Origin of the sequence: Rhodococcus sp. NPDC058505 (assembly GCF_042720095.1) — a bacterium.
In the GTDB taxonomy this organism is placed as follows: Bacteria; Actinomycetota; Actinomycetes; order Mycobacteriales; family Mycobacteriaceae; genus Rhodococcus_G.
Genome location: NZ_JBHXNB010000006.1, coordinates 84181 through 89268, shown reverse-complemented (window position 1 = coordinate 89268; position 5088 = coordinate 84181). Strand labels below are relative to the sequence as shown.

4 protein-coding genes are annotated in these 5088 nt (G+C 70.6%); 1 reads left to right on the top strand and 3 read right to left on the bottom strand.

The genetic code is table 11. The features are described 5' to 3' along the window. Positions 1–251 precede the first annotated feature (251 nt). The 3 genes from ACFWPA_RS06960 to ACFWPA_RS06950 all read right to left on the bottom strand — a co-directional run bounded on the left by ACFWPA_RS06960 (position 252) and on the right by ACFWPA_RS06950 (position 3131). Entirely contained in the window at positions 252–941 is a 690-nt protein-coding gene (locus ACFWPA_RS06960) for a winged helix-turn-helix domain-containing protein (RefSeq protein ID WP_378506202.1), read from the bottom strand. Further along, the gene (locus ACFWPA_RS06955; protein WP_378506201.1) at positions 938–2227 is read right to left on the bottom strand and encodes a sensor histidine kinase; all 1290 of its coding nucleotides are present in this window, start codon (positions 2225–2227) and stop codon (positions 938–940) included. The genes ACFWPA_RS06960 and ACFWPA_RS06955 overlap by 4 nt, the downstream gene beginning before the upstream one ends. Positions 2228–2384: 157 nt before the next feature. After that, positions 2385–3131: a phosphoglyceromutase gene (locus ACFWPA_RS06950; RefSeq protein WP_378506200.1), complete on the bottom strand. Its 747-nt coding sequence runs from the start codon at positions 3129–3131 to the stop codon at positions 2385–2387. A 163-nt stretch (positions 3132–3294) separates the two neighbouring features. On the opposite strand from ACFWPA_RS06950, the gene ACFWPA_RS06945 reads away from it, so the two are divergent. Further along, positions 3295–5088 (top strand): FAD-dependent oxidoreductase, encoded by a 1794-nt coding sequence (locus tag ACFWPA_RS06945; RefSeq protein ID WP_378506199.1) that lies wholly within the window; start codon positions 3295–3297, stop codon positions 5086–5088.

Here is a 5088-nt window from a genome sequence, read left to right as displayed (position 1 = left end):
AAAAACCCCTTCGTACGACGCGCTCCGACGCGGAGCTGTTGCGCGTTGACGAAGCGGAGCTGTTCCGGGCCATCGGCCGCTCCGAGCAGGAACGATCCGATGATCCGGGGAAATCCTTGAGCGCCGACAATACAACGCGCACCCGCATCATGTTCACGAATCGAAACCGCTTCGCGCTGGTCTTCGTGATCGTGGCGTGCTATGACCCGGCGCTGCCCGTTTCGACCGGTTTCGCGGCGGTCCTGGCGAACTCAGCTCTCGAGCTTGTACCCGAGCCCCCGCACGGTGACCAGGTGCTCCGGCTTGGCCGGGTTCTCCTCGATCTTCGACCGCAACCGCTTGACGTGCACGTCGAGGGTCTTGGTGTCGCCGACGTAGTCGGCGCCCCACACCCGGTCGATCAGCTGGCCGCGGGTCAGGACCCGCCCCGAGTTGCGCAGCAGGTACTCGAGCAGGTCGAACTCCTTGAGCGGCAAGGTCACCGGAACACCGCCCACCTGAACCGTGTGCCGTTCGACATCCATCCGGATCGGTCCCGCCTCGAGCACCCCGTCGTCGACCCCCGATTCGGCCTCGGTGTCGGCGCCGCGGCGCAGCACCGCACGGATCCGGGCGATCAGCTCCCGAGCCGAGTACGGCTTGGTGACGTAGTCGTCCGCGCCGAGTTCGAGCCCGACCACCTTGTCGATCTCGCTGTCCCGCGCGGTGACCATGATGACCGGGACCCCGGACCGGGCGCGCAGCTGCTTGCACACGTCGGTGCCGCTCATGCCGGGCAGCATCAGGTCGAGCAGCACGATGTCCGCGCCGGAGCGGTCGAACTCCGCGAGCGCCGACGGTCCGTCGCCGACGACCGTCGCCTCGAACCCCTCCCGACGGAGCAGGAAGGCGAGCGGATCGGCCAGCGATTCCTCGTCCTCCACGATCAGCACGTTCGTCACCGGTTGGCCTCCATACTGGATGTGCCCTGACGGGCGGGGTTCGGTGCGCCCGGATGGGCGCGGTCTGAGTGAGTGGTCGGCACCGGGGTTCCAGGTGTGCCGGTGGGGCGCCCGAGCGAGTCGGGCGCCGGTGGGTCGTCGGGGGAATCGAGCTCCTCGGCGTGCGCGGGCACGATCAGGGTGAAGGTGGACCCGGTGCCGGGTTTGCTCCACAGGGTGATCGATCCGTTGTGGTTCGCGGCGACGTGTTTGGCGATCGCCAGGCCGAGCCCGGTGCCCCCGGTGGACCGGGATCGGGCCTTGTCCACGCGGAAGAACCGCTCGAATACCCGCTCCTGGTCCTCCTTCGCGATCCCGATGCCGCGGTCGGTGACGGCGATCGCCACGTCACCGCCCCGCAGCGCGCGGCTCACCGACACCGACGACCCCTGCGGCGAGTACGCGATCGCGTTCTCCACCAGGTTCGACAGCGCGGTCACCAGGAGGGTTCGGTCGCCGAGCACCTCGAGGCCGCTCGGGCGGTCGGCGGCGACGGTGATGCCCGCGGTCTCGGCCGTCAGCGCGCTGCGCCGGATCGCCTCGTCGATCACCTCGTCCACCGCGACCGGCTCGAGGTCGGGCAGCTTCTCGGCGCCCTGCAACCGGGACAGCGCGATCAGTTCACCGACCATGTTGCCCAGCCGCCGCGACTCGAGGAGCACCCGCTCCCCGAAGTGCCGCACCGATTCCGGGTCGTCGGCCGATTCCAGGAGGGCCTCGGCCAGCAACCCCATCGCCCCGACCGGGGTCTTCAGTTCGTGGCTGACGTTGGCGACGAAGTCGCGGCGGGTGGCCTCCATCCGCGCGACCTCCGAGTCGTCGTCGGCGAACAGGACGACGAACCGGCGGTCCTGTTCGCTGAGCAGTTGCGCGAGACCCCGCACGGCGATGTGGCCGCGGCCACGGGCCGGGTTCTTGACGCCGAGATCCACCTCGACGGGTTCACCGGTGTCGAGGACCCGGTTGGCGGCCGCCCAGGCGCGCGGCTCGACGGTCCGGTTGTGCACCAGGCCGAGCTCCTCGGCGCGCGGGTTGAACAGGACGACGTCGTGGAATCGGTCGACGACGGCGATGCCGCTCTGGCTGGCGAGCACGATCAGGTCGAGGACCTGGGACATCGTCAGGCCCGCCCGCTCGGCCTCCCGCCTGCTGAAGCGCGCCCGCAGTCGCGGGACGAGCACCCCGCCGACCAGATATCCGGCCACCGCGGCGGCGGCGACCAGGGCGACGACCTGAACAACAGTCACGAGTGAATCGTACGGCCGCGAAAAGGTCGGGCGGCGCCGGGTGGCGGCATTTCACTGCACGTCACGGGCCCGAGAGCCGGTGTTTTCCGGCTGTTCACCTGGCGTTCGACCCGGGCCCGCGGGCAACACGCGGGCCCGGGTCGCGTCACGGTGATGACTACTTCGCGCCCTGGTTGGCGACGGCGGCGGCGCCCGCCGCGGCGGCCTCCGGGTCGAGGTAGGTGCCACCCGGGTTGAGCGGCTTCAGGTTCTCGTCGAGGTCGTAGCGCAGCGGGATCCCGGTCGGGATGTTCAGCGCGGCGATGTCCTCGTCGGAGATGCCGTCGAGGTGCTTGACCAGCGCGCGCAGCGAGTTTCCGTGCGCCGCGACCAGCACGTTCTTGCCGGCGAGCAGCTCACGGGAGATGGTGTCCTCCCAGTACGGGATCAGCCGCTTGACGACGTCGAGGAGGCATTCGGTCAGCGGCGCCTGCTCGAGGTGCGCGTACCGGGGGTCGGCGTCCTGGCTGTACTCGCTGCCCGCGTCGATCGGCGGCGGCGGGGTGTCGTAGCTGCGACGCCACAGCATGAACTGCTCGTCGCCGTACTCGGCCTTGGTCTGCGCCTTGTTCTTGCCCTGCAGCGCGCCGTAGTGCCGCTCGTTCAGGCGCCAGTCCCGCACCACGGGGATCCAGTGCCGGTCGGCGGCGTCGAGGGCGATGTTCGCGGTGCTGATCGCGCGGCGCAGCAGCGAGGTGTAGAGGACGTCGGGCAGCAGGTCGTGCTCCCGGAGGAGCTGGCCGGCGCGCTTGCCCTCGGCGATGCCCTTGTCCGTGAGCGGGACGTCCACCCACCCGGTGAACAGGTTCATCGCGTTCCATTCGCTCTCGCCGTGGCGGAGCAGCACAAGGGTTCCGGTACTCATGTGCCCATCCTGGCATGTGGACCGCGGGTGGTGAGCAGGCCACCGCGTCGCTCCGATCACGCCGTCGGCGGGTCGCGCCCCCGAACCGTCCCGGCTGTGAGATACCTGACATGTGGCAACAGCCGTTGTCACAATCTCGCAGTGTCCCAACCGGGGGTGTGGCATGCGCGAACGGCAGGTAGGCACACGAAGCAATCGGGGCGTCACGCGGCGGGCGGTGCTGGCCGGGGTGGCGGGCGCCGGGGTCCTGGCCACCACCCGGGCGACGACGGCCCGGTCCGCCCCACCACCGCGCCCCGCCGGGCGGACGGTCGCGGTATTCGGCGGCGGCATGGCCGGCCTGACCGCCGCCCACGAGCTCGCCGAGCGCGGCTTCGACGTCACGGTGCACGAGCCGACCGCGCTCGGCGGCAAGGCCCGCAGCATCACCGCACCGGGGACCGGCACCGGCGGTCGCGGCGATCTGCCCGGCGAGCACGGATTCCGCTTCTTTCCCGGCTTCTACCAGCACATTCCGGACACGATGCAACGAATCCCGGTACCCGGCAACGCGAACGGGGTCTTCGACAATCTCGTCGCCGCGGGCGGACTACGGATGTCGATACCCGGTGGACCGGACCTGATGTCGCCGAGCCCCGCCGCACCGGTGCGCCTGGACATGTACGACGCGACGACCCTGCAGGACTCGCTCGGGGCGATGTTCAACCTCGGCACGGCGGTGCCGCCCGCCGAGATGCAGGTCTTCCTCCGGAAGCTGGTGATGTTCCTGACCAGCAGCATCGAACGCAGGGACAGCGAATGGGAGCACGCCACCTGGGCGCAGACGCTCGAAGCGGACGGCAAGTCGGAGGCGTACCAGTCGGTGCTGGTGTCCGCGCTGACCCGGCAACTCGTCGCCGCGCGGCCGGATCGCGCGTCCACCCGGACCATCGGCCGGATCGGGCAGGCGTTCGTCCTCAACGCCGCGGGCCTCGTCCCCGAGTACGGGCACCTCGACCGCCTGCTCAACGGCCCGACCAACGAGGCCTGGATCGACCCGTGGGCGGACCTGCTGCGCGGCATGGGCGTGCGGTTCGAGATGGGATCGCGGGTGGTCGCGCTCGACGTCGACGGCGGCCGGATCACCGGAGCCACGGCGGCCGACGCGGCAGGGAACCGGTCCCGAGTCGAGGCCGACTGGTACGTGCTCGCGGTCCCCGTCGAGCGGGCCGTCGACCTGCTGACCCCGCAACTGCTCGCGGCCGACCCCGCCCTCGCCGGACTGCGGGAACTGGCGGTGGACTGGATGGTCGGCATCCAGTACTTCCTGCGCAGGCCGACCCCGATCGTGGACGGGCACGTCGCCTACCTGGGCTCGCCGTGGGCGCTGACCTCGATCAGCCAGGCGCAGTTCTGGCCGGGCGACTTCGCCGCCCGCTACGGCGACGGCACCGTCCACGACTGCCTGTCCGTCGACATCTCCAACTGGGACGCCCCCGGCATCCTGTTCGGCAAGACCGCCAAGCAGTGCACCCGCGAGGAGATCGCGAAGGAGACGTGGGCACAGCTGCGGCAATGCCTCGACGACGGACCCCGGCCGGTGCTGCGGGACGAGGACCTCGCGCACTGGTTCCTCGACCCCGGCGTCTCCTGGAACTCCGCGCTCGGCGCCAACACCAACGCCACGCCGCTGCTGGTGAACACGGCCGGATCGCTGCGACACCGACCGGAGGCCAGGACCGCGATCGGCAACCTGTTCCTCGCGGGCGACTACGTCCGCACCGACATCGACCTCGCGACGATGGAATCGGCGAACGAGTCGGCGCGGGCCGCCGTCAACGCGCTGCTCGATGCGGCGGGCTCCCCCGCCCCGCCGTGTCGCATGTACCGACTGCACGAGCCGCCGGAACTGGCCCCGTTGCGCGCCATCGACGCGCAGCGCCACGCCGCAGGCCTGCCGCACCTCCTCGCGACGTGA

Bases quoted from the DNA above. Each gene is read 5' to 3' on its own strand.
- ACFWPA_RS06950 (WP_378506200.1), bottom strand. From the start codon at position 3,131: ATGAGTACCGGAACCCTTGTGCTGCTCCGCCACGGCGAGAGCGAATGG.
- ACFWPA_RS06945 (WP_378506199.1), top strand. From the start codon at position 3,295: ATGCGCGAACGGCAGGTAGGCACACGAAGCAATCGGGGCGTCACGCGG.